Annotated in this window: 18 protein-coding genes and 1 riboswitch; of the genes, 2 read left to right on the top strand and 16 right to left on the bottom strand. The window is 53.7% G+C overall.

Annotated features, from left to right (window positions below):
• Nucleotides 1-143: 143 nt before the first annotated feature.
• Both KJW29_RS29175 and KJW29_RS29170 read right to left on the bottom strand, forming a co-directional pair.
• The gene (locus KJW29_RS29175) at nt 144-1,997 is read right to left on the bottom strand and encodes an FAD-dependent oxidoreductase (RefSeq protein WP_214627272.1); all 1,854 of its coding nucleotides are present in this window, start codon (nt 1,995-1,997) and stop codon (nt 144-146) included.
• Nucleotides 1,994-2,704 carry a hypothetical protein gene (locus KJW29_RS29170; protein ID WP_214627271.1) on the bottom strand — a complete coding sequence of 237 codons (711 nt, stop codon included), beginning with the start codon at nt 2,702-2,704 and terminating at the stop codon, nt 1,994-1,996. The genes KJW29_RS29175 and KJW29_RS29170 overlap by 4 nt, the downstream gene beginning before the upstream one ends.
• A gap of 164 nt (nt 2,705-2,868) precedes the next feature.
• On the opposite strand from KJW29_RS29170, the gene KJW29_RS29165 reads away from it, so the two are divergent.
• Entirely contained in the window at nt 2,869-3,675 is an 807-nt protein-coding gene (locus KJW29_RS29165) for a helix-turn-helix transcriptional regulator (protein WP_214627270.1), read from the top strand.
• A gap of 104 nt (nt 3,676-3,779) precedes the next feature.
• Here the strand turns inward: KJW29_RS29165 and KJW29_RS29160 are convergent, their stop codons facing one another.
• From KJW29_RS29160 to KJW29_RS29145, 4 genes are read right to left on the bottom strand one after another with little or no spacing between them, the layout of a single operon-like run.
• The gene (locus tag KJW29_RS29160) at nt 3,780-4,841 is read right to left on the bottom strand and encodes an acyltransferase family protein (protein WP_214627269.1); all 1,062 of its coding nucleotides are present in this window, start codon (nt 4,839-4,841) and stop codon (nt 3,780-3,782) included.
• Nucleotides 4,831-5,547, bottom strand: coding sequence for a D-alanyl-D-alanine carboxypeptidase family protein (locus KJW29_RS29155; RefSeq protein WP_214631459.1), 717 nt, complete (start codon nt 5,545-5,547; stop codon nt 4,831-4,833). Before KJW29_RS29155 ends, KJW29_RS29160 begins: the two co-directional genes overlap by 11 nt.
• On the bottom strand, nt 5,531-6,853 hold the full coding sequence (gene alr / locus KJW29_RS29150) for an alanine racemase (protein WP_214627268.1): 1,323 nt from the start codon (nt 6,851-6,853) through the stop codon (nt 5,531-5,533). The genes KJW29_RS29155 and alr overlap by 17 nt, the downstream gene beginning before the upstream one ends.
• Before the next feature lie 4 nt (nt 6,854-6,857).
• Nucleotides 6,858-7,946: a D-alanine--D-alanine ligase family protein gene (locus KJW29_RS29145; protein ID WP_246608429.1), complete on the bottom strand. Its 1,089-nt coding sequence runs from the start codon at nt 7,944-7,946 to the stop codon at nt 6,858-6,860.
• A 224-nt stretch (nt 7,947-8,170) separates the two neighbouring features.
• Between KJW29_RS29145 and KJW29_RS29140 the strand changes: the two genes are divergently transcribed.
• Nucleotides 8,171-10,381 carry an Ig-like domain-containing protein gene (locus KJW29_RS29140; protein ID WP_246608910.1) on the top strand — a complete coding sequence of 737 codons (2,211 nt, stop codon included), beginning with the start codon at nt 8,171-8,173 and terminating at the stop codon, nt 10,379-10,381.
• A gap of 1,099 nt (nt 10,382-11,480) precedes the next feature.
• On the opposite strand, the gene KJW29_RS29135 is transcribed toward KJW29_RS29140, so the two are convergent.
• The 10 genes from KJW29_RS29135 to KJW29_RS29090 form a co-directional block, all read right to left on the bottom strand.
• The gene (locus tag KJW29_RS29135; protein ID WP_087569911.1) at nt 11,481-12,443 is read right to left on the bottom strand and encodes an ABC transporter ATP-binding protein; all 963 of its coding nucleotides are present in this window, start codon (nt 12,441-12,443) and stop codon (nt 11,481-11,483) included.
• Nucleotides 12,440-13,441, bottom strand: a complete 1,002-nt coding sequence (locus tag KJW29_RS29130; protein WP_087569912.1) for an ABC transporter ATP-binding protein — start codon at nt 13,439-13,441, stop codon at nt 12,440-12,442. Before KJW29_RS29130 ends, KJW29_RS29135 begins: the two co-directional genes overlap by 4 nt.
• A 34-nt stretch (nt 13,442-13,475) precedes the next feature.
• The gene (locus tag KJW29_RS29125) at nt 13,476-14,432 is read right to left on the bottom strand and encodes an ABC transporter permease (RefSeq protein ID WP_087569913.1); all 957 of its coding nucleotides are present in this window, start codon (nt 14,430-14,432) and stop codon (nt 13,476-13,478) included.
• A gap of 3 nt (nt 14,433-14,435) precedes the next feature.
• Nucleotides 14,436-15,368: an ABC transporter permease gene (locus KJW29_RS29120; RefSeq protein ID WP_187103261.1), complete on the bottom strand. Its 933-nt coding sequence runs from the start codon at nt 15,366-15,368 to the stop codon at nt 14,436-14,438.
• 133 nt (nt 15,369-15,501) lie between these two features.
• Complete coding sequence (locus tag KJW29_RS29115; RefSeq protein ID WP_179215717.1) at nt 15,502-17,184, bottom strand: peptide ABC transporter substrate-binding protein; 1,683 nt, start codon at nt 17,182-17,184, stop codon at nt 15,502-15,504.
• 995 nt (nt 17,185-18,179) lie between these two features.
• Entirely contained in the window at nt 18,180-19,427 is a 1,248-nt protein-coding gene (locus KJW29_RS29110; RefSeq protein WP_143810351.1) for a serine hydroxymethyltransferase, read from the bottom strand.
• A gap of 39 nt (nt 19,428-19,466) precedes the next feature.
• Nucleotides 19,467-20,075 (bottom strand): TIGR01440 family protein, encoded by a 609-nt coding sequence (locus KJW29_RS29105; RefSeq protein WP_214627266.1) that lies wholly within the window; start codon nt 20,073-20,075, stop codon nt 19,467-19,469.
• Nucleotides 20,076-20,367: 292 nt separating this feature from the next.
• On the bottom strand, nt 20,368-20,826 hold the full coding sequence (rpiB, locus tag KJW29_RS29100; protein ID WP_087570017.1) for a ribose 5-phosphate isomerase B: 459 nt from the start codon (nt 20,824-20,826) through the stop codon (nt 20,368-20,370).
• A gap of 247 nt (nt 20,827-21,073) precedes the next feature.
• Nucleotides 21,074-21,154, bottom strand: a riboswitch (ZMP/ZTP riboswitch).
• Nucleotides 21,155-21,226: 72 nt separating this feature from the next.
• Nucleotides 21,227-21,817, bottom strand: coding sequence for a low molecular weight protein arginine phosphatase (locus KJW29_RS29095; protein ID WP_214627265.1), 591 nt, complete (start codon nt 21,815-21,817; stop codon nt 21,227-21,229).
• 52 nt (nt 21,818-21,869) lie between these two features.
• The gene (locus KJW29_RS29090; protein WP_087569919.1) at nt 21,870-22,457 is read right to left on the bottom strand and encodes a manganese efflux pump MntP; all 588 of its coding nucleotides are present in this window, start codon (nt 22,455-22,457) and stop codon (nt 21,870-21,872) included.
• Nucleotides 22,458-22,493: the final 36 nt, after the last annotated feature.

The following is a 22,493-nucleotide window of genomic DNA, read 5'->3' as shown; positions in this document are numbered from 1 at the left end:
CCCTGCATGGGAGGGAAGGGTCGCCGCCAAGCTCGCCATGAAAAAAAGCCGCCTGGGCAGGTGGTTACCCGATAGGCGGCTCTTCTTAAATGGTGCCCATGCCGCTTGCGCACAGGCTGCTTGCTATTCGAACGCGGCTATTGCTAGCCTCGGCAAAAGTTTAACGCGTAATGGCGAATATTGGCCATCGTATCGTATTCGAACGTCCCTTCAGGCAAAGAGGTTGTGCGGCGAATATGGCGTTCATCGGCAAACGCTTCCCCCAACGTCGACTTGATCGAAGCTTCATGCTCCGCGCGCTGCTCCGCTATCCGAATGAGCGCGACAGCCGCATGAGACATCAGCTGGAAATACAATTCGTTGAATTCCTTGCATGTATTCAGCTTATAGGACGGTTCCTTGATGACATGGTAAAGCGGGCGCCCGTATTCCTCCTCGTCCGTCAGCATTCGCGACAATAGAGGCACGCTTGCCGCGTCCGTCAATCGTCCCAGCAAATAAACGGCGATGACGCTGCGGAATTGATTCGTTCGGCGGCAATCCTTGAAGTATAATGCATCACGCCGATCTACCATTTCCCGCAGAACCGGAGCGGCTGCAGGATCTCCTGTCAGAGCCAATGCAATCGCGGCGCCATAACGAAGCTCGACGTCCTGGTCTGTCAACCAAGCGATGAGATGCGGAGCAATGGAACGGCCAAGCAGCTTGCAGGAGTAGATAGCTACGCCCGGCATTTCACTTGCCAACGCCTCGCGAATGTCGGCCGGATCGTTCATCCACTCTATGGTTTCCCGTCGGAAGGAATCATCGAACATGACGCCACGGTTATGTTCGACCGTCAATGCGCCGCTCGCCCGCAAGATGTCGCGAACCTCCTCATAAGGCACCTGACTGACATCCACCCCGCTCCGGGCCGCCAATGCAGCCAGAACGCCGGCGCTTTCTCCGCATTTCTGCATATCGCGCTGCATCCGAAGCAGACTGGCAACTTCGTGGTCCATACCTATGTGACGACCTGCGGCCAGCAGCCCTTTGATCCCTTTTGGCGTCATGGTGCCCCGCGTGACAGGAACCGAAAAACACGCCGTGCTCAGGTTGGCTGCCACATACAAGTCCTGCAGCTCGATACTTTCGAGAGCATGGTCCTTGCCGTGTTTGTCGAAATCCGCATAGCCGTAGAACAGCGTTTCCGCTTCGGGGCGACCGGCCAGGACATCCTGAATCGTGATCACTTGTTCGGCCTCGATAATCCTGCCTTCGCGAATTCCGATAAAAGGCGCAAAGAACAACACGCGCTTAGAAGCATCTTCGAACACGGCCAGCTGCTGGCTGGCATGGGCCTGCATAATGCCGCGCGATAATTCGAACGGGTCGTACTGATTGACGTAACCGCTGTCGTGGTTGGTGCGGCTGATCGAACCATGCGCGGTCAGCCAAACCTTGACGCTGGTAAAGGGCATCGTTCTCCCATCGGATTCGCGCCCGCTGCGCGTGGCGCTGCCCGCCATCATCGATACGACCGCATCCGCAGTAGCATCAATGAGCGTCTGACAGCCGACCAGCCACTGTCTGCCTTCCGACCACAAGGAAACTCCTTTGATCGTATCGCCTTCCATGAATACGCCTGTTACTACCGTATTTAGCGCAAGCGTTGCGCCATGTTTGGTGATCAGGTCCTCCATAATCGTTTTCTTGGCCTCTACCCGATCAAGAAAGTGCTCCCTGCCCATCTTCCCGGCCGCTTCGTCAATGTCCACATGCAACCCGCCGGGCAAACCGTAGTAATACCCCGATACATACCCCATCGTCCCCATGCCGCCGATGCCGGGCAATCGGTCGATCCCAAGCACGCTCGCTCCCTGAGCCGAGGCTGCAATGACCGCCAATGCGCCGGCTGTTCCCACGCCAGCCACGAGAACATCAACATGCTGCGTAAAGGCAGGCTGTTCCACTTCAACCTCTTTAACCAATCCTTCTTCCATATACCGATGTCTCATTCCGTTATCCAGCTCCTTCCCAGTTCAACGCCCGCCTGCAAGCTCTCTTCCGGCCCCGCATAGGCCTCCGCCGGCAAGTACATATAACCTTCCGCCAATTGTGCCGGACGATCGCCCGTCCATTGATCGAAGACATGCGCGATCGAGGCGATACGCCAGGACGCAAGCTCTTCGGGACGCAGAGTCCAGCGATTTACCAAGCGGTGGCGCGCCTGGTCCAACGTCCAGGAGGGTTCGCATTCCAGCTTCAATATAGCCGTACGATAAGCATGCGTCTGCTCTTCCGCCACCAGCTTCATGCCGGCCCACTGAACAGCAGGAAGCTCCGCTCCTTGCGGCTGGATGATTACCGCGTTAAGCGTCTTGACGACCTGCTTCCCGCTTCGCTCCAGCGTCGTATCCACCAATCGTTCCGTCCTGACCGTCTGATAGCCGCCCGAACCATGCAGCTTCAGCACATAACCTGAATGGTCCGTCTCAATGGAAATCGTGCGGGTGCCCAGCAATACATCGGCCTGCAAGTCAAGAAACTGTTTGTTGTAGGCGGCTCCCTGTGTATATACGCCAGGCTGCTTGTAGCTATTTACAACATCATAGGCCACCATCTCCGTCGCGTTGACAATCAGCGTCTTCTTCTGGCGCTGCACAGCTTGGGCCAGACCAAGCCCTGTCGTTGTCGCGCCCAGAATAACAAGATCGTAGTTCACCGTTACTCCTCCATTCATTTTTGTCCGACTGTATGCTTTTTTGCAGTCAAACGATATTGCATGTTAATCTAAGCTTATCAAATCAAGGGAAATTCTCTTCTCCTTTTTTGATCAGTATCTCTCCTTTTTTGAATCGTAGTTTAGAAATCCGGAGGTGCGTTCTTGTGGATATCCATACGCTAACGGTGCGTCGCCAAACCTTTCAAAATGCTAACAAGTCGAACAAACCTTATGTCTCGCATTGCTTCAAGGCGGTTTGGGTACAGCAGGGAGAAGCGGTCTGGAACATCGAAGGACATCGTAGTCCCATCCGGAAAAACGATGTGGTGCTGCTCAATAACGAAGAGAAACGCCGACTCGAAGAGATCGGCGTTAAAGAGGATTTGATTTTTCTGGTTATAGAGCTGGAACCGCGCTACTTGTACGACGTCGGTCTGCTCGCTTTGTTTACGCAGCGCAGCCTGGGCTACGCTCATCGCATCATCCATGCCGATTCGACATTGCTGGAGCTGCTGCGGAAAATCGACCAAGAGGAGCAGTCGCGAAGAGCTTATAACAAGGTTATGATTGCGGCCCATGCGACAGAGCTTTTGACGCATATTGCGCGAAAGGAATCCGTAGCGCCGGCCCAGGCTACTCGCATCCCGCCCTGGATGGGTGCTGTCCTTGCCTATATCGAGCATGCCTACGACCGTAAAATCACGCTTGCCGAATTGGCCGCGATCGCGCATATGAATACCAGCGCCTTCTCCAAGGCATTCACGAAAGCCAACGGCATTGGACCGTCTCAATATTTGAAACACAAGCGGATCGGGCACGCCATCTCCCGTTTGGAAGAAACCGACCTAACCGTGGTCGCCATCGCGCTTGATTGCGGATATTCGAATATCGCCAACTTCTACAAAGCTTTTCACAGCTTGACCGGACAAACGCCCAGCGACTATCGTAACGGACAGAATACAAGAGTCTGAGCAAGACGGGACCAGAATGTCATCAGGCTCCGCAAGAAGATGCAGGAAAAAATAACGATAAAGAGCGGGCCGTATCGCGGATGATCATCCGCAACAGCCCGCTCTTATGCTTGAATCGCCGATTGACTTTGCTGCCGACGCGCTCGCCTGCGCCGCTCGGTCAGCAGCGCCACGGCCAGCGCAGCCCCGATGGATACCGCGCACACGGACACATAATGCAATAACGAGTGGCCGACCAGCCAATCGTCAAGCCCCGTCGCACCTGCGATTCCGCGGACGGCGACGATCGCTGCGGGGTGCATGAGGTAGATCCACTGGCTGAGGGAGCCCGCAAGAGGGCTTACGCGAATTCTCCATCTAAGCGCCAACAGAAAAAGCGCGCCCACAGCCGGGAGCAGCAGGATGTACATGCTGTCGTGCCGCGGCCAGTCTGCCGCCCGCAGCGCGATCCCCTCCCCGAATAGGCCGGCCAATGACAGCAGGAACAGCGCAAGCAGCCCAGATCCGCGAGGCGTCCGCTCGGGGCGATTCGCCGCCCATAACCCAAGCGCTATAAACACGGGAGCGAAGAACAAGCCATTGCGCGTGTAGTCGAACCATAGGAACATCCAGTCATAGACGCCTTCAAGCATGTCGGACCGAACAGCCAGGCCGTAGTAGCTGTCACCTAGCAGACCGATTGCATAGAGCACGATTGTGACGGCCAGAACTCCGTTAATCGATATTTTTTTATGAAGGTAATAGACGAGATGAATGCCCAGCCATAACGCTGGCAAGTACCAAAGATGATAGAACGTGCCGTCGACCAATAGATCCCTTAGCAACCCTCCGGCCGTGACGCTCCCGGCGAAATCGCCTTTGTATATGTTAAGCGGCAGGTAGATGACGATGGCAACGGCATACAGCATCGCGATTTTGCCGCCATATTTGCGCAGCGCCCGTTCATCCTTCCGCGGTCTGCCTGTCAGCTTGCGGAAGAACAGAAAACCCGATGCCAGGAAAAATAACGGAACCGCCAATCGGCCCAACACGCCCGTCACCAGAAAGTCGGCATATTCCCCGTAAGTGAGCAACGGTCCCGTATGGATCGCGACGACCAGGAACGCCGCCGCGGGCTTGACGGCATCGACGCCCCCGTAACGCCCTCCGGCGGCATTAGATCTCATGGTCGTCTCCATAATAAACCGTGACGATGAAGCCATCGGCATTGTTGCCCGATATCCTATACGCGTCGCATGCCGGAATCGGGACGGGAGTGTCTTCATCGCGATGGGCGACCACGTAATAACTCTCCGCCCTCCAGCCGTCTCCCGCATGCTCGAGCCGTTTCCCTGCGTAAGAGAAATCTCTCAAATACGCGATGTATTCCTCGAGGCACATGTCCAGACTCTCCATGCATGCCGCATGAGGAACGCCGACATATCGGAAGTGCCACGGCTCGCACGCAATGCCCGTCAGCTCTTCTTTGCCTTCCTTATAACGCTGGATAAAACCATAGAATGCCGCCAACGTCTTAAAGACGGCGCAGGCGCCATGATCCGGGAAAGAAGGCGCGATGAAATCCAGCTCCCCCGAGGTTTTCTCCCCCACGTCTACGGCCAGTCCCGTCTGATGCTCGCTGCAGCCTGGCAAAGCCACATAGTTTGCCGTGAACACAGGGCCGTTCTCCGCAAGCGAACCATTATAGATCGCCTTTTGCTCCTCCATCGTTCGGAAACCGCTGACGACGACGATTTCCTCCCAAGCGCCTGCAGCGCGAATAAGCTTCCCTAGTTGGCCCAAACATTCCGTTTCCAACGCGATTTCCTCTTCAAGCACATGAAGATCTGCGTCTGCGACGCCCTTCAGGACGGGATTATGGAAGTCCCGCACAGGATGCTCCCGGTTGACGAGCGCCAGCTGTCCGCCATAGACGGCCTCTCTGCCAAGCCTTCTGCTCCCTTCGCCCTTTTGCTGCGCCGCGCCTGGCCGAAACGCCGCCTGCGGCACACTCGCCCGCAAAGGCTTTGCCGCTCTCGTTTCTCCTATATATTCGGTTCTCGAACTTTGCATCCTCACGTTCAGGTTCCTCCAATCGCGTATAGATACGTTCTACTCGTCCGGTTAACGACGTCGAGATTTCCTGCGGAACGCTCCCTAGGAAACCGGCAAGCTCCGCGAAGGTGATGACTTCATCCCCTTGCCGCCCAATCAAAACGACCTCCGCTCCCTGCTCGCAATGCCCGGGGAGCTTGACCATAAGCTGGTCCATGCATATTTTGCCGACTACAGGCACCCGCTTGCCCTCCACCAGCATCTCCGAGCCCCGCAAACTTTGGGACCAGCCGTCGGCATACCCGATCGGCACTGTGCCGATCCACTCGTCCCCTTTGGCGATGTAGGAGTTGTCGTATCCGATGCATTCGCCTTTACGCAGCAGCTTCACTTGAAGCAAGGTGCTCCTAAGCTTCATGGCGGGTCTTAGCGATACCGACCTCACCAGCTTCTCCGGGTAAAAGCCGAACATCGCCGCTCCGATCCGCACCATGTCCATGGCGAGTCCGGGGAACCGCAGCGCGGCCGCGCTGCCCGCGCAGTGATAATGCGACACCTCGACGCCGGATGATTTGACCCATGCCTTCATCTCCAGGAACGTCCTGTACTGCCGCTCCAGGAAGCTTGTATCCGCTTGTCCCGCCGTGGCGAAATGCGTATAAAACCCCGCGACCTCCACGTCCTCCGCTTTCAGCCAAGGAACGAGCGCCTCCCATTCCTCCCGAGTTCGGAGTCCGATCCTTCCGAGTCCGGTATCCGCCTTTACATGGACCTGAAGCTTGGCGAGGCAAGAGGAGGGGCGATAAGGCGCCATGCGTCGGAACCATTCCGCCTCCGTTACGGTAACCATCAGATCATGCTCAAGCGCAAACATCACTTCGGCAGGATGGATCGGGGTCAATATAAGGATGGGAAGGGCGATGCCCTTCGCCCGCAGCTCCAACGCCTCGTCCAGGTAGGCGACCGCCAGCATATCCGCTCCGCCCCGCTCGGCCATCGCGGCCGACTCCGCGCTGCCATGGCCATATCCACCCGCTTTTACCACGGCCATCAGCTTAACGCCTGCGGGCAGCGAGGCTTTGATGTCCCCGATATTGTCTCTTATGGCGCTTAAGTCCACTTGCGCAACCGTATCCCTGTACATGTCCTCACCTCGTATAACGAATGGTCCCCTTGTCCGCATGTCTCATGAACGCGTAATCGATCAGCTTCCCGATGAGCTCGGCATAGGTCGTGCCGTCCGTCCTCTCCCACATAACGGGATACATGCTGGTGCCCGTGAAGCCGGGAAGCGCGTTAATTTCGTTGCAATAAAGCTCTCCGTCCGCATCCAGGAAAAAGTCCACTCTCGCAAGACCGGAGCAGCACAGCGCCCGATATGCCTGCAACGCCAGTTCCCGAATCCGGGCCGTCACGCCTTCCGGCAGCGAAGCAGGGATGGACATGACCAGCTCCTTGTCCATATATTTCGATTCGAAGTCGAAGAAAGTATGGCGATGAATGAATTCGCCCGGCAGCGAAACGATCGGACGATCGTTGCCCATAACCGCCACCTGAATTTCGCGGCCCTTAATCTCCCGTTCGATGACAAGCTTGCGGTCATAACGGAATGCTTCCTCGATGCCCTCCGCGAGCTCCCGGACATCCTGGCACCGGCTGATGCCGATGCTGGAGCCGAGCGTTGCCGGCTTCACGTAACACGGCAGCCCCAGCTTCCGCTCCGCCTTCTTTATCAGCGCCGGACCTTGCTCCAGCCACTCTTCCAGACTAAAGGAGATGTACCGCGTCTGACCGATCCCCGCTTGAGCCAGGAGACGCTTGGTTACGTCCTTGTCAAGCGTCGCCGCCGCCCCAAGCACGCCGTTGCCGACGTACGGAATATCCAGCAGCTCCAGCAGTCCTTGAACGGTACCGTCTTCGCCGTAAGAGCCGTGCAGCAGCGGCAGCGCGACCCTTTTGCCGGGGATGGAGAAATAATGAAGCAACACGCCTCCGATGGATGCTGCGGCGTTGCCCGCCTTATCGTCGCCGCCCAAAGACGCAAGCTCGTCCATGGAGCCCGGCTTCTGCTCCTGCAGACCGTCGCAGCGCCAGACTCCCTCGCGGGTTATATAGACGGGGTACACAGCGTAAGTCTCCCGATCAATCGCATTGAATATTGTGAACGCCGTTCTCAGCGACACCTCGTGTTCGACGGATTTGCCGCCGTACAGCACGAACAGATTTATTTTCATCATTGCAGCCTCCTCAAGGGAATGGAACATCCTCCACTAACGATATACCTCAATCATTAAAAGGATTGAAAGCAAATCATAAAAAAAGCTTAAGCTTAACTTAACGTTAACGTAGCCTGAAACATAACAAATCATTGTTGTTGTTCATTTTCGAAGGGAAAATGCCGTTATAACAATAGAGAAGCAATTGATTCCACGAAAGAAAGGAAAGGGATGTAGTGAATTTGATGAAAAGTTGGAGCTTGTCGTTCAAGGACGCCCGTAGATGGTTTGCAGCGACGTTGGCATTAGCACTTATGCTGGGTACGTTCGGCGGGGTCGCGCAGGCGGCCGAGGATACAGTCACGGGAATCGAGATGGATTACGAGGATGCCGATTACAATTCCGTCACCTCTTCGCTCGAGATGTTCGTGGAGGACGACAAGGTTAACGTCACGGTGCTGGCTTCCATATCGGGCTCCACGTCCAAGAAGGACGTCACGACTGAGGCTGCTTGGAAAACATCGAACAGCTCCGCGGTCAAAGTAGACAAAGGCGTATTGACGGGGGTCGGCTCGGGAACGGCGACCATTACCGCTACTTATAAAGGCTACAGCGCAACGATTAAGGCAAAATCCGATTTCGTCTACGACGAGGTTATTCTGCTTCAGAACGGCAGCACTGCACCGACGTCCATTGCGGACATTAAGCTGGGCGACGAATCGCTTGTATTCGAATTGCAAGGCAAAAAAGGATCGGCAGAGCCCATTAATATTTCCGCCGAAGCGACGTGGACATCCTCCAGTTCTTCTGTCGCGACCGTCGATGAAGGACGCATTACGCTCGTAGGCGCCGGAACGGCAACGATCACGGCCAAGTTCAAGGGCAAGTCCGACACCATTAAGCTGACGATTACTTCCCCTTACAAATCGATCGAGATCGGTCCGGAACAGCCTGGCGACTTGCTGGATTTGGAGATCGGTTCCGATGATCGCAAGCTGATCGCCACGGCGTCACCGAAAACGGGCGGCACTCTTGTCGTCACGGACGAAGCCAAGTGGACAAGCGCCAATACGAAGGTAGCCACGGTAGACAAAGGCGTCGTCACTGCGGTAGGCGCGGGCAAGACGACGATTACGGTATCTCACTTGGGCGTGACAGACACGCTGAGCGTGGTCGTGCGTACGCCGTACCAATCCATCAGGCTTTCGCCGGAGAAGGAATTCCATATGCTTCTGCAGGATAGTCCGCTGCAGATTAAGGCCGAAGTATTGGACAACAAAAATGAAAAGGATGACGTGACGGCCAAAGGGACATGGACTTCGTCGGACGTATCCGTAGCTATCGTATCGCAAGGCAAAGTTACGCCGAAGGGCGTAGGCACGACCAAAATTACAATTTCGCATCTAGGCATCAGCCGCAGCATCGACGTAACCGTCTATCCAAGCATCCGGAAGATCAAAGCAGAGAAAACGGAAATCGACGGATTCAAGGGCATTTCGGGCGAGCTGCCGAAGATTACGGCAACGACGTTCGATGGCTCCACCATCGATATCTCCAAACTCGTGAAATGGACGAATTCCGATGACGAGATCGCCGAGCTGGACGGCACGAAGTGGACGGCCAAGGCGCTGGGGGAAACGACTTTCACCGCAACGGCGCAAGGCTACGAAGCCGAAGTCACGCTGACCGTCCACCTCAAACCGGTTAAGCTTATCGCCGAGACAAAGGATTTGAGCATCATCACCGGCAAGTCCTCCGATCTTCCGAAGGTGAGCGTGATCTATGAGGATGGCGAGGAAGCCGATATTTCCAAGTCGATCGAATGGAAGACAACATCGGACAACATTCTGCTGCTGGAGAAATCAATGAAAGGCTTGGAGGCGTCCACCGTCACATTGACGGGCACGTACTTGAACAAGACAGCCTCCGTTCGCGTGAAGATCGAGGAAGAAATCGTGAGGTTCGAGGTGGATCCTACCATTATCGAGCTTAATCCGAACCGTTCCAAGTCGATCAAAGTATACGGGTATTATAAGGATGGCAAAAAAGTTTCCATCGGCACCAAGATGAACTGGACCGTTGCGAACAGCAATATCGCAACCGTAAGCGGCACTTCTTCCGTCAAGGCTCTTAATGTAGGCTCGACCAAGGTAACGGGCTCCTACCAAGGCAAGACGGTAGAAATCCCTGTACTCGTTACTCCCAAGCTGAAGTCGCTGCAGTTGTCCGCCAAGTCCGCACAGCTCTCGATCGGCGGCACTTACAGCGTAACGATCCAGGCCGTCTATCTCACAGGCAGCCCCGTTGACGCCACTACAGCCGCTGTATGGACTTCGTCCAAGGAAAGCGTAGCTACCGTGAAAGACGGCAAGATCACCGCCGTGAGCAAAGGCTCGGCTACAATCAAGGCATCTTTCGGCGGCAAGAGCGCGTCGTTCCGGGTAACGGTGAAATAATCAAATAAAGGTCAAAAGCCTTCCAGCCGATATTTCTTCGGTCTGGAAGGCTTTTTTTCATACAAGTTTGCCTTGTCTGGCACGTAACGGACATGGGCGACGTTATTCTTGGATTTTTTCTATCTTCTAAAATCCAACAGACACAATCGACTCTATTTGTACGATCCCGGCAGCATTTTGTTTGATTCCAATCAAATAGCGTCTTCCCTGACTGTTAAAGTTTATTGGAGACAAAAAACGGGCGAATAGTGCCGCTGATGTCTGTTATATTTTTTTCGCAGAACATCCTGACGGTCCTTCCTGTACTTGCGTCAGAAAGAACCAACGGCGTCACTCCTGCTTGTCCTCTCTCCTGTCTGCCCCTTTCTCTAATAAGGGGAAAAGCTCCCTCTATTAACCCCGTCCCCGCCCTCGCTTGCTCTTTAGAGGGAAATCCTACCTCTAATTCCCAGCAAATCGCTGTTTTCGGGTTGAACCACCCCGATTAGAGGGAGGTTTTCCCTCTAAGTGGAGCCGACACTCCGATTTTTCAGGATTATAGGGATCTTTTCCCTCTATTTTCCTTATGTGATATACGAGGGTTCTCTTGAAGATAAGCGCGACCTTCAGCTTTGCAAAGCAAAGCCGTTATGGCGACAAAGCGTGAACAAAACGTGCTTGTTGACCAAACTAAACAGGTGTACGCGGAACTCGGGCATACTCATACTCGGGTATGCGCGGACTCAGGCGTGTTATTACTCAGGTGCACGCAGAACTCGGGCATACTCATACTCGGGCATGCGCGGACTCAGGCGTGTTATTACTCAGGTGCACGCAGAAATCGGGCATGTTCATACTCGGGTATGCGCGGGACCCAGGCGTTTTATTACTCAGGTGTGCGCGGAACTCGGGCATACTCATACTCGGGCATGCGCGGACTCAGGCGTGTTATTACTCAGGTGCACGCAGAAATCGGGCATGTTCATACTCGGTACGCGTACCGTAGCTACAACGACCGAACTAGCACTCCACCCCAAAACTTTAAAATTCTATATATCAAAACACAAAAAGCGAAGCCCGATGTCCGCAAACATTAGGCTTCGCTTCATGTATAAAGCTCTTACGCGTAGTGACAAGCCGCAAAGTGGCCCTTGCTGACTTCCGCCAGCTTCGGCTCGTCCGTCTTGCACTTATCCGTCGCGAGCGGGCAGCGCGTATGGAACTGGCAGCCCTTCGGCGGGTTGATCGGACTCGGCAAATCGCCCTTAAGCACGATGCGCTCGCGGGTCGCTTCGACCTGCGGATCCGGAATCGGAATCGCGGAAAGCAACGCTCTCGTATACGGATGGCGCGGGTTGTCGTACAGCTCGCCGGATTCGGCAAGCTCCACGATTTTGCCCAGGTACATCACGGCGACGCGATCGGAAATATGTTTCACCATGGACAGGTCATGAGCGATAAACAGATACGTCAGCCCCATCTTGCGCTGCAATTCCTGCATCAGGTTGACCACCTGTGCCTGGATCGACACGTCGAGCGCGGAGATCGGTTCGTCGGCGATGATGAACTTCGGATCGACGGCCAAGGCCCGCGCAATGCCGATACGCTGGCGCTGACCGCCGGAAAATTCATGCGGGTAACGGGTCGCATGCTCCGGATTCAGGTTGACGAGATCAAGCAGCCCCTCGACCTTGCGCTTCCGCTCGGCCTTGCTGCCTGCAAGCTTGTGAATATCGAGCGCCTCGCCGATGATGTCGGTTACCGTCATCCTTGGATTCAGGGACGCGTACGGGTCCTGGAAGATCATCTGCATATTGCGTCGCAGCGCCTTCAGCTCCGCGCCGCGCAGCTTGTAGATATCCTTGCCCTCAAACGTCACGCCTCCGCTGGTCGGCTCGTACAGCCGCAGAATCGTACGTCCGGCGGTCGACTTGCCGCAGCCGGATTCGCCTACGACGCCCACGGTTTCGCCGCGGCCGATCGAAAACGATATTTCGTTGACGGCCTTCAATATGTTGCCTTTGCCGAGGTTAAAAAATTTGCGAAGATCATTAACCTCTAATAATGGGGTGCTCTTGCTCATACCGGCACCTCCCGGTTCGCGTATTCATGAAGCATCCAGCAAGCGGCCGCGTGGGATTCGCTGCCTTTGATAGGATGCAAGTTAGGATCGTTGTCCACGCATACCTTCATCGCTTCGTCGCAGCGCGCGCAGAAGCTGCAGCCCGCAGGCGGCTTGATGAGATCCGGCGGCGTGCCCGGAATCGGGATAAGCGGCTCGTCTTTCTTCTGGTCCAGACGAGGCAGAGAACGCAGCAAACCTCTTGTATAAGGATGCTGCGGGTTCTGGAAGATCTCCCACTTCGTGCCCGTCTCAACGATACGACCTGCATACATGACGATAACGCGGTCGCAGACGTCGGCCACGACGCCGAGGTCATGCGTAATAAGAATGATAGAAGTGCCCATCTTCTGTTGCAGATCCTTCATGACGCTCATGATCTGCGCCTGAATCGTCACGTCCAGCGCCGTTGTCGGCTCGTCCGCGATCAATAGCTTAGGGTTGCATGCCAAAGCGATGGCGATCATGACACGTTGCCGCATGCCTCCGGAGAATTGATGCGGATACTGCTTGATCCGTTGCTCCGGATTCGGGATGCCGACCAGATGCAGCATCTCGATCGCTCGCGCAGTCGCCTGCGATTTGCTGACGTTCTGATGCTTGATCAGACCTTCCGTTATTTGCGCGCCAACGGTCAGTGTCGGGTTTAGCGACGTCATGGGATCTTGGAAGATCATGCCGATCTTGTTGCCGCGCACGGTCTGCATCTCTTTCTCCGATAAGGTGAGCAGCTCTTGACCATCGAATTTCACCGAGCCGTTTTTGATGCGGCTAGGCGGAGACGGATTCAGCCTCATGATGGATTGGGCGGTTACGGACTTGCCCGAGCCGGATTCGCCTACAATCGCCACGGATTCGCCTTCCTTTACATCGAAGGATATATCTCGAATGGCTTGTACTTCTCCGCCATATACGTCGAACGATACGCTTAAGTTTTTCACTTCCAGCAAGGTCTTCATCTTGGGTTGACCTCCTCTCGGTTGTGCTGTGTTGTTATTTTTTCAGCTTCGGATCGAATGCGTCGCGCAGACCGTCCCCGAAGACGTTAAAGGCAAAGATGGTTACGCTGAGGAAGATGGCCGGGAAGAACAAGCGCCACGGATAGTTGAAAATACCGCCTACGCCGTCGTCGATCATCGTACCCCAAGAAGCAGCTGGCGATTGAACCCCCAGACCCAGGAAGCTCAGGAACGCTTCGGTAAAGATCGCGCTCGGGATCGTCAGGGTCAGCGTAACGAGAATCGGTCCCATCGCATTCGGCACCAGGTGACGGAAAATAATACGCATTGCGCCAGCGCCAAGGGACTTGGAAGCAAGCGCGTATTCTTGATTCTTGAGCTGCATGATTTGGCCGCGCACGATCCAGGCCATGTTGATCCAGCCCGTAATCGACATCGCGACGATAATCGTCGTCAAGCTTGGCTCCATAACGACCAAAAGCAGGATAACGACAAGAAGGTAGGGAATGGAGTACAAAATTTCGGCGAAACGGTTCATGACCTCGTCGACTTTGCCGCCGTAGTACCCCATAATGCCGCCGTATATAACGCCGAGCACCAAATCGATCAGCGCCGCGACGACGCCTACAAACAAGGAAATCTGAGCGCCCTTCCAGACACGCTCGAACATATCGCGGCCTAGCTCATCGGTGCCGAACCAATGCGTTCCGTTCGGAGCCTGGTTCGTATTCGTCAATTCTGTCGTGTAATGGTCAAATGGCCAAATTAAGGGAACAACAAGGCAGCAAACCACCAGGGCGGCGATAATCCAGAAACCCAGCATCGCGAGCTTATTGCTCGTAAGCCGCTTCCAGATATCCTGCCAGGCGGTCAGGGTTGCACGGCCGACTTCGTCGACGCGAACCTCTTCGCGGCGCAGCTTCTCGAACATGTCGGGAGTAAGCGTGTCCGACCGTTCCTTGCCGCGCGGTTTCGGATTGAAGTTAGACATCGTTTATTTCCCCACCTTTCCGCCGGCTCGCATGCGCGGATCCACCAGTACATATGCAATATCCGACAAGAAACGGCTAATCATCAAAATAACGGCGTAGAATATGGTAATGCCCATAATAAGCGGATAATCGCGATCTATAACACTCGTAACAAAGTGTTTGCCGATGCCTGGAATCGCAAAAATTTTCTCTACGACAACGGAGCCCGTAATGATGCCGGCGGTCAGAACGCCCAAATAAGTGACAACCGGGAGCATGGAATTCCGAAGCGCATGCTTTGCGACAATGACATAACCGGCAAGCCCTTTGGATTTGGCGGTTTTAATAAAATCTGCGTTTAATACTTCAATCATGGTGGATCTGAGGAGACGTGCGATAAAAGCGATCGGACCGGAGGCCAGCGCGATCGTAGGCAATACGTAATCCATCGGTCCATTGAGACCGGCGACTTCAAACCAGCCCAGCTTAGTGGCAAGGAAATATTGCATGACGGGAGCAAGCACGATACTTGGTATTGCGAGGCCGATAACAGCTATAATCATGGCCAGATTATCGATAAATTTGCGATGGTACATCGCTGCCAAAATGCCGAGAATGCAACCTACGACTACGGACGTCACGATCGCCGAAATACCCAGTCTTAATGAGGGGCCAAACGATTGTGCAATCATTTTGTCAACCGATTGGAACTTCTTCTTCATGGATATCCCCATGTCGCCTTGCAGAAGGTTGGCGAGATACTTCCCGTACTGTACATACAGCGGCTTGTCGAGGCCGTAATACGCTTCCAAGTTTTTCTGGACGGCTTCGCTGGTCGCCTTCTCGGACTGCAAAGGACTCCCCGGGATAGCGTTCATCAGCATGAACGTTGCCGTTACCAAAATAAACAAAGAGAGAACCATAAATAAAAACTTGCCGGAAATGTAGCGGAGCATACGATCACCCACTCTCTCACAATCTTTATTTGCATTTCAAAAGGGTATATATAGAGACTATATATACCCTTTTGACCGTTACTCTTAGAGGTTGTTCAAGCTCTTATTTGAGAAAGCCACGGTTAAAGTGACCTTATTTCTTGCTGCCGAATACCCAGTCGATGTGACCCGCATAGTCGGATACTACGTTTTCGATGCCTGGTTTAACCATCGTTACAGTCGTGTAGTAGTAAGCCGGCAATACAGCCATGTCGTCTTGAATGGCGATTTTCTCGGCTTCAGCCAACATTTCAATCGTTTTCTCAGGCGTTTCCGCTACAAGGGAACCATCAAGCAGTTCTTGCACTTTAGGGTTGTTGTAACGACCGTCGTTGTTGCCGGATTTCGGGTGAATCAGGTCATACGTGAAGTTGATCGGGTGGTTGATGTCAGCGCCCCAGCCGGAACGAGCGATGTCGAACTGGCCGGCTTTACGAGTTTCGAGGAACGTGCCCCACTCCTGGTTAGCCAGTTTCACTTCTACGCCCAGCGTCTTGCGCCACATGTCAACTACCGCTTCAGCCAACTTCTTATGGCCCTCGCTTGTGTTATACAGCAATGTTACTTCCGGAAGAGTCTTCATGCCCTCTTCGGCCAAACCTTCCGCAAGCAGCTTCTTCGCTTCTTCAACGTTCTCCGTGAAGAAGGTGTCCGGATACGTCTCGCGGAACAACTTTCCTCCAGCGCCTGTGATGCTTGGCGGCACCAGACCGAATGCCGGTTGCTGGTTCGCTTGAGCTACATTGTCGATCAGGGATTGACGATCGATCGCCATGGAGAATGCTTTACGTACTTTTACGTTGGAGAAGGGAGCTTTCTCATTGTTGAACAGGTAATAATAAGTCGAAGCTACGGAAGTCACTTCCGCTTTCTTCTCTTCGATCAGCTGTTTCGTCAGGTCGGTAGGCACGGAACCCGCTTGAGCGCCGATCCAGTCGATTTTATTTGTTTCGAACAATTGGTATACGGTGTTCTCGTCCTCGACAAGAGAGATGGTTACTTTGTCGAAGTTGATCGCATCTTTGTTGTAGTAATCGGGATTCTTCTCAAGAACCAGCTTGTCCGCATGCGCCCATTGCTTCAGAAGGAACGGTCCATTGGATACGATCGTCGCAGCTTCCGCAGCCCAGTCGGCAGCAGCATCGACAGTTGCTGGATGTACGGGCAGGTATGTGTAGTGAGCAAGCAAGCTCGGGAAGTAAGGTGCAGGAGTATAGAGCTTCACTTCCAACGTGTATTCGTCCAGCGCTTTAACGCCTACGTCGTCAGCGGTAGCTTCGCCGGCGTTGTATTTCTCGCCGTTCTCAAGGTAGAACAACATATATGCATACTCGGATGCCGTCTCAGGGTTCAAGCTGCGTTTCCAAGCATATTCGAAGTCGTTTGCTGTTACAGGGTCGCCGTTGCTCCATTTCACGTCGTCACGGAGTTTAATCGTGTACGTCTTGCCATCTTCTGAAGCAGTCAGTTCTTTAGCGATTGCATTTTCAGGCTCGCCCTTTGTGTTCAGACGAGTAAGGCCCTCATACAAACCTGCTGCCACAATGCTGGACTGGGCGTCCGTCATCAGAGCAGGATCCAAGCTTGGCGGTTCGCTTGCAAGAGTGAAGCGGAATTCTTGCGGAGCAGCTGGCGTTTCCGATCCGGCGTTGTTGCCGTCCTTGTTGCCCGGATTAGCCGCTTTGTTGTTGTTGCTTGTACAAGCAGTCAAAAGCATGCTGAATGCGACGATCAAAACTAGCATGAACTGTGCCGGCTTTTTGAAACTCCCTTTCACATACATCAACTCCTAATTTTATATATAATTTTTTTACAGCCGTGTTAATGGGACTTGAAAACTGAATTTCATTGAAAATGTCATCATTTCTCACATGAATTATTATTTATTCGACGTTAAACAATATACAACCAAAAATTAATAATTGTCAACCGACAACTTCTTCGAAAAACTTTCCAGCCGCTTTTTTACTATGTCCCTAGATCGGAAACATTATGAGCCACCTGACAAATCGCCATGTTACCTTTCCTTTAACGCGTTGATGCGAATTTGCACTAATACGTATATGCATTAGAGCATTTAGGCGACAATGCGCCTAAGTATTGATATTGTAACGCGTCTATACGCTTGTACAATGTTGCATCCATTTCCACTTTTGCGGAGGATGATTATTTATTGGTTTCGGTTTTTAACTCCATTACGATTCTTGTTTGCGTATTTTTTCTTCATTTCAAGGCGTTTTAGAACAACATAAACCCTAGTTTTCATTGAAATCAAGATTACATTATAGTTATATTTTTACAAATAAAACTCATGTAATCGAACTATCAAAACTCAACTCCGTTATTCAATCATTTGGAACAGTTTTACATCATGCATAACCTTCTAAGAGGCTCTAGGTCAAAACGGCTGTTTCCTCATCGACAGGAGCGTCGCTATTGATCGATTAGATAATGTTTCTATAATCTAATGGACACAAGCGCCCCTATTTGAACCATCCGAGCTGCAATGTCCGTTAGATTTTCAATTTCGCGAAAATGCTGCAATTAGAGGCTCTGAGGTCCGTTAACGAAATGCAGAACGTTTCAGCTCCGTTACTCACAATGATTCGACAGCCTCATAAGGGCCCTTATATGGATCTTTGGCGTGATATTAAAATCCAACGGAACTCTGCTTACCCGCATTCGAAATGGTTGCATCATTTCCTATAACGACAAAAAAGCACCGTTGTAGCATTTTGCCACAACGGTGCTTTTTTCATGCAAAGTTTTTAATTAGTAGTTGATGCTTGGGTAGAGCGGGAATTGGGCCGTCAAATCGCGCACCATACCGCGAGCCTTATCCAATGTCGCGCTGTCTTCCGGATTTTTGAGCACCAGCGCGATAACTTCCGCGATGACCTTCATCGCATCTTCGTTCATGCCGCGAGCCGTAGCCGCAGGCGTACCCACACGGATGCCGCTCGTGACGAACGGGCTCGTCGGGTCGAATGGAATCGCGTTTTTGTTCACGGTGATGCCTACTTCGTCGAGTACATGCTCGGCAGCTTTGCCCGTAATGTTTAGGCTGCGCGTATCGATCAGCATCAGGTGGTTGTCCGTGCCGCCGGATACGATGTTGATGCCCTTGGACAGAAGCTCCTCGGAGAGCACCTTCGCATTGTTCACGACGTTCTGGGCGTATTCCTTGAAGGATGGCTGCAAAGCCTCTCCCAGCGCAACTGCTTTCGCTGCGATGATATGCATCAGAGGGCCGCCTTGGGAGCCTGGGAATACGGCCTTGTCGATGGCTGCCGCCCAGGACTTGCGACACATGATCATGCCGCCGCGAGGTCCGCGAAGCGTCTTATGCGTTGTTGTCGTAACGAAATGGGCATGCGGCACCGGGCTTGGGTGAAGACCGGCTGCAACCAGACCTGCGATATGCGCCATGTCAACCATGAAGAGCGCGCCGACTTCGTTCGCGATTTGGCCCAGTTTCTCGAAGTCGATGATGCGCGGATAAGCGCTCGCGCCCGCCACGAGCATGCGAGGGCGGTGTTTGAACGCCAGCTTGCGAACTTCTTCGTAATCGATGGTGAAGGAATCCTCTTGTACGCCGTAAGCCACGAAGTTATACAGCAAGCCGGATGCGTTAACCGGGCTGCCGTGCGTCAAGTGACCGCCATGAGCCAGGTTCATGCCGAGTACGGTGTCGCCAGGCTTAAGAGCAGCCAGGTACACAGCCATGTTCGCTTGTGCGCCGGAATGCGGCTGTACGTTTACGTGCTCGGCGCCGAACAGCTCCTTGGCGCGATCGCGGGCCAGATCCTCGACGATATCGACATGCTCGCAGCCGCCATAGTAACGTTTGCCCGGGTAGCCTTCTGCATACTTGTTCGTCAATACGGAGCCCATAGCTTCAAGGACAGCTTCGCTTACGATGTTCTCGGACGCGATCAGCTCGATGTTGTCGCGTTGGCGTTGCAGCTCAAGGCCAAGTGCCTTCAATACCTCTGGATCTTGTTTACGTAGATGTTCCATAATGATGATTCCTCCTGAAATAGAATATAGTGTGGTTCATTACTCACAATGATCCGCCGATTGCTCGGCGGTTAAGACGTTCTGCGGCTCATATACGGCGCGAGCACCGCCTATAAGCTTCGGTCTGGTTATGGCCATCGTCACATGTCCTTCTCCGATGGAACGGATAGAAGGGCGTACGGGTACGGCCACCCTCTTTAAATGCATCCCAATGAACGTATCCCCGATGTCTATACCCGCATGAGCCTGAATCGACTCCACGAGACAGGGATTCGAAAGCTTGCCGTAAGCATAAGCCGCCATCGACCCTCCAGCTTTGGGAATAGGTACGGCATGCACAAGCTCAAGACCGTATCGCCGAGCCGCTTCTTCTTCCACGACAAGCGCCCGGTTTAGATGCTCGCAGCATTGATAGGCGGGAATGAATGCAATATCTTTGCGTGCTGCCTCCACGCCCGCATATATGGCGGCAGCGGCCTCAAGCGCGCCTGCCGTGCCGATTCGCTCGCCGATTACTTCGCTGGTACTGGCGCCGATTACGAGCAGCTCATGGGCACGCAGGCGGCCGGCTTCGGCCAGCTCCCGGACGATGCGCTCGACATCGGCGGACCAGAGAGATGGATCGGGGATTCGCTTCTCCGTCGTCATCGTTCAACGCCTCCTACTAAGGAATCGCCCGCGCTATTAAGAGGTTGTTCAAAAAGTCCGATTCCCATTACGAAGTATACCGAGAAGCTTACTCGACATCGAATATTAAACGCAACCGAACCTAAGCATATGCTTAGGAAGTATGTTTCCTTCGGAAACATTGCAGGTGCTCACGTAGCTCTGCTAAGCGCATGCTCCCGATGTCGTTTTCTTCGAAAACGTGTACCGCTCCTCAGTTTCTAGTCGCCTTCAATCTTCTCGGTACTGATAACCGAACTTTTTGAACTCACTATTAAGGGCGCGAGTTGAACTTTTTCTCGATCTCCATCACTTTGTTGACGCGGCCTACATGACGCTCGCCGTTGGAGAACGGAGTCGACAGCCACACCTTGACGATCTCTTCGGCTACGCCCGGTCCGATAATACGTTCGCCCATGGCAAGCACGTTTGTATCGTTATGCTCGCGCGTCGCTTGCGCGGAGAACAAATCATGCACAAGCGCGCAGCGAATACCCGGAACCTTGTTCGCGGCAATCGACATGCCAATGCCCGTGCCGCAGATTAAAATGCCGCGCTCGGCTTTGCCCGAGACAACCGATTCGCAGACTGGCATAGCATAATCCGGATAATCCACGGACTGGCTGCAGTCGCAGCCGACATCCTCAATCTCGTGTCCAAGCGACTCCAATAACGGAACGATTACATCCTTCAAGCGGTAGCCCGCATGGTCGGCTCCAATCGCAATCTTCAATGCCAACACCTCTTCTCCAGAATTTCCTTGCCCGGTTCCTTGCGCTAGGCAAATCCCCTCATGCTGTTAGTATACCTCTACGGCGGGAAAAGCTCTATCGGAGTTGTTCTGCTTTATGTTAAGAATTCGACAACAGCCGACCGCGGACGACAACCGTACAGGCAAGGCAAAGCGGCTAAGCGACAGCTTATGCATTCTCGCATCTTGAAAAAAACGAAAAAAGAGCAGACATGCTTTGCAGCATGACGCTCTTTGCCCAGGCGACCGGCCGTATATTCCGATGCTCCACCGTGGTTACCCACTTCCGTCGCCAGTTACATCGGAAACCGTGTTTGTATATTCATCATATCTCATGGCGTGATATAAAGCAATCCGGAATTCGGAGGAAGAACGCCCGTTTTCACTTGATCAGACTCCGACCCGTCAGCTTGTCGAGCAGCTTGCGGACCGCATCCTCGATCTCTCCGGAGCAGCTCTCGTAGGTGGATAACGCGCCTCCAAAGGGATCGGCGATATCGAAGCTGGGAATGCTTCGCTCCAGCTCCAGCATCCGCCTGCGCTCCTCGCTCGTTAATTGCTGTCCAATCGCGCCCTTCATCTGCATGTCGGAATACAGGCTTTCGAGCTCCTCGATATTTTTCAGCACGGCGGCATCCGCCCCCGCGAACTCCTTGAGCGTATACGTCTTGTCCACCGCATCCGGATGGACATGAAGCAAGCTTCGCTTATGACCCGTGGTCATCGTCAAAATGAGATCCGCCCAAGCAACGGCCTCAGCCGTCAAAGCACGGGAGGAACCGTTATGCGCGATATCCCGTCTGCGGAGCGCCTCGAGTGCATGAGAGGAGATCGGAAGACCGTCGACGGTGGACACGCCGGCGGATCGGACGGCTACCGTTATGCCCCTCCTGGCCGCTTGCTCTCTCAGCAGCGCCTCGGCCATCGGAGAGCGGCATGTGTTGCCGGTACAGACGAACAAGATTCGTTTCATCCCAGTGTTCCCCTTTCTCATTCGATTGATATGGGCTCAGGGCCCTTCTGCGTTAAAAGACAAATAATGCGCCGAATACGAGCAGGATCGCGCCTCCTAATGCCTCGCCGTATTCGCCCAGATTGCCGCCGACTTTCCTGCCCAGCAACAAGCCCAGCATAGACATTAGCCCGCCAATCAATCCGAACAGAGTAATGGTCAGCCACAGATCCGCCGAGAACATGCCCAGCGTAATACCCACCGAGAAGGCGTCGATGCTGACGCTGAACGCAAGCACCAGCAGCCCCCAGGCCGTGCGGTGATCGAAAGACCGCACCTCTTCGCCCTTGAACGAGCTGTACATCATATGGCAGCCAAGCAGAATGAGCAGCACGCCAGCGGCAGTCGATGCAACTTGCCCCAACATATCGCTGACAAGGTGTCCCGTCATTAAGCCTCCGATCGGCATCAAGACGTGGAACAGTCCGATCACGAAGCCCAGCTTCAGAATATCCCGCACCCTGATTCCCTTAAGCCCGATTCCCAGGCCAAGCGAAAAAGCGTCAAAGCCTAGCGCCGCCGCTATGCACAACAGCGTCAGCACTTGCCCGGCAAATAGATTCGCATCTCCCAATCCAATCTCCCCTTGTCCACCGCGCATTCTCTAACCAACATATGCGGACAAGAGGTCGTTCAT

It is taken from the genome of Paenibacillus agaridevorans (assembly GCF_018604145.1).
Lineage (GTDB): Bacteria > Bacillota > Bacilli > Paenibacillales > Paenibacillaceae > Pristimantibacillus > Pristimantibacillus agaridevorans.
The sequence above is the reverse complement of the archived record's forward strand: the minus strand, read 5'-3'. Positions and strand labels throughout refer to the sequence as shown.

Bases quoted from the DNA above. Each gene is read 5' to 3' on its own strand.
- KJW29_RS29175 (WP_214627272.1), bottom strand. From the start codon at position 1,997: ATGAGACATCGGTATATGGAAGAAGGATTGGTTAAAGAGGTTGAAGTG.
- KJW29_RS29160 (WP_214627269.1), bottom strand. From the start codon at position 4,841: ATGAGATCTAATGCCGCCGGAGGGCGTTACGGGGGCGTCGATGCCGTC.
- alr (WP_214627268.1), bottom strand. From the start codon at position 6,853: ATGTACAGGGATACGGTTGCGCAAGTGGACTTAAGCGCCATAAGAGAC.
- KJW29_RS29145 (WP_246608429.1), bottom strand. From the start codon at position 7,946: ATGATGAAAATAAATCTGTTCGTGCTGTACGGCGGCAAATCCGTCGAA.
- KJW29_RS29140 (WP_246608910.1), top strand. From the start codon at position 8,171: ATGAAAAGTTGGAGCTTGTCGTTCAAGGACGCCCGTAGATGGTTTGCA.
- KJW29_RS29135 (WP_087569911.1), bottom strand. From the start codon at position 12,443: ATGAGCAAGAGCACCCCATTATTAGAGGTTAATGATCTTCGCAAATTT.
- KJW29_RS29130 (WP_087569912.1), bottom strand. From the start codon at position 13,441: ATGAAGACCTTGCTGGAAGTGAAAAACTTAAGCGTATCGTTCGACGTA.
- KJW29_RS29125 (WP_087569913.1), bottom strand. From the start codon at position 14,432: ATGTCTAACTTCAATCCGAAACCGCGCGGCAAGGAACGGTCGGACACG.
- KJW29_RS29120 (WP_187103261.1), bottom strand. From the start codon at position 15,368: ATGCTCCGCTACATTTCCGGCAAGTTTTTATTTATGGTTCTCTCTTTG.
- KJW29_RS29110 (WP_143810351.1), bottom strand. From the start codon at position 19,427: ATGGAACATCTACGTAAACAAGATCCAGAGGTATTGAAGGCACTTGGC.
- KJW29_RS29105 (WP_214627266.1), bottom strand. From the start codon at position 20,075: ATGACGACGGAGAAGCGAATCCCCGATCCATCTCTCTGGTCCGCCGAT.
- KJW29_RS29095 (WP_214627265.1), bottom strand. From the start codon at position 21,817: ATGAAACGAATCTTGTTCGTCTGTACCGGCAACACATGCCGCTCTCCG.
- KJW29_RS29090 (WP_087569919.1), bottom strand. From the start codon at position 22,457: ATGCGCGGTGGACAAGGGGAGATTGGATTGGGAGATGCGAATCTATTT.